The organism is Acidovorax sp. KPB24-03, from assembly GCF_057546605.1.
In genome coordinates this window covers 1-1,771 of sequence record NZ_BAAJYR010000574.1, presented here as the reverse complement: position 1 = coordinate 1,771, position 1,771 = coordinate 1, and the positions used below count along the sequence as shown (strand labels likewise).

Sequence of the window (1,771 nt, the reverse complement as noted above, 5' to 3'; positions counted from 1 at the left end):
CGTCGACGCCGCCCACGGCGCCCTCGCGCGCCAGGATGGCGGTGCAGCCCGTGGGGCGGCGGGCGTCGGTGTAGTGGCCGACCTCGATGCCCGCCACGCGGGTGATGCTGCCAGCGTCGCTGGCCGAACGGGATGCTGCGGTCATATGGGCGGCGATTATGGCGCCGCGCGGGGGGGCTTCAGCGCACGGCCTCGATGCGGGTGATGACGAGCGCGCCGCGCTGGCTCTCGGCATGAAAGCGCACCGGCGGACGTTGAAGTTGCTTAAACGGACGCTAGCGATCTCCTTGAGCAATGCACCATGCCAAGCTGGCACCTTTTCATTAATGCGCGGCGGCTGCGTGATCACGATGCGGGTAGATCACCATCCACTTGCTCTCTTCGCCGCCATGTGCCTATGTTCGCTACTGGCTAGTCGATGAGCGAGTGCTGAGGCAATATGCACTATCCCAATATCAAGGATGAATGATGGGCCAATGTATAAGCAGTTCCGGCGGGGCGAGATCTCCATCGGCACCCCGATGGCAAACGGACGGGCCGCGGCGAGAGTCGGGTAACACCTATGTCAGGCGCAACTCAGTGCCGGGCCTCGAACCCAATTCGGCGCGGCGGCAGTCTTCCGCCGGAAACCGCGCACCCCGCGCCGCATTGACACCACCGGGCTCGCCTAGCAGCAATGCCAGTTCGTCGAGCAGCGCCCGGACGTCGTCGGTGCAATCCGCCCATTCGCCGCGATCATCCCAGAGCGTCTATAGCCATCCGTCGATCGGCCAGTTCAGCGTGCAGGCGCACCCTATCGCCCCCGGATCGAACGAGCTGTGCTTTGATATGGCGCTGGAGACACCTACGGGTCGGCGTATCGAGACCCAGCATCAGATGGAACACTCCCAAAGCGACCCGTGCCACGGTGGACATTCGTCCATCAGCTTTGGGGACATTGAGTTTCCCGAGGAGATGCAGGGCAAGGGCTTGGGCACCATGTACTTGGCCGCTGCGGCGAAAGAGGCGAAGAAACTCGGTGTGGAACTGGTCGGGATCGACAACGTCGTGTCGGGAGCCATGCGCACGCTGTGCAATCGCGTGGGCATGACGCAACAATTTGTGCCGGGCTTCTACGAACTGGATCCGGACACGCTGCTCAGGAACTGCGAGCGTCGGGCAGCGGATAAGGGGTGGGAGGCTGAGTAACTATCCACCGGCAAAGCCGGGGCATTCGGGATATGAGCCGCTCGAAGCGGCTACAAGAGCTCGCTAACGCGGCCCCTCATTCTTGGGGTTGCATCCTGCTGGCTACTCACCTTCATAGACAGAGTTGATCCAACTGATGAAAAGACTCGCCCCGATGACGGGCGTTGAAGCTGCTTATCTTGCGACGTACCCCGCGAGGGTTGAAGCGGCCACGGCTGCTGACACAACGGACGCTGGCGATCTCCTTGAACAAGGCATCACGCCAAGCTGGCAGCCGGTCAGGGGGAACAGCCGCATCTTGCGCTTGATCAAGCGCACGGCGTGTGTGAAGCTCAATCGATCGGAGGAGTCGAGCCCCCCGGGGCCATGCGGCTTGTTCCTTCCACACCTCGATGGCGATGGATTGAAGCCCGGCCGCGAAGGCTGGCCAGGGCAGGGCGGCGGTTGGCCTGCGGGGTTCGTGTGCCGCCTGCGGCAGGGGCGATCAAAGGCATGGAAGGGTTCTTTCGATCGGGTAGGTTGCCGACAACAGGTTCAAAAACGGCTCCAGCGCATATTCTTCTAGGGCATATTGCTATGAAAT

At 62.3% G+C, this 1,771-nt stretch carries 1 protein-coding gene and 1 pseudogene; one reads left to right on the top strand and one right to left on the bottom strand.

Annotated elements, in window-relative coordinates; all coding sequences use genetic code 11:
• A pseudogene (locus tag AC27KI_RS24085) lies at positions 1–145 on the bottom strand (P1 family peptidase); the annotation flags it as partial.
• A gap of 434 nt (positions 146–579) precedes the next feature.
• Between AC27KI_RS24085 and AC27KI_RS24080 the strand changes: the two are divergent.
• Positions 580–1,188, top strand: coding sequence for a hypothetical protein (locus AC27KI_RS24080; RefSeq protein WP_487091035.1), 609 nt, complete (start codon positions 580–582; stop codon positions 1,186–1,188).
• The last annotated feature ends 583 nt before the right edge of the window (positions 1,189–1,771 follow it).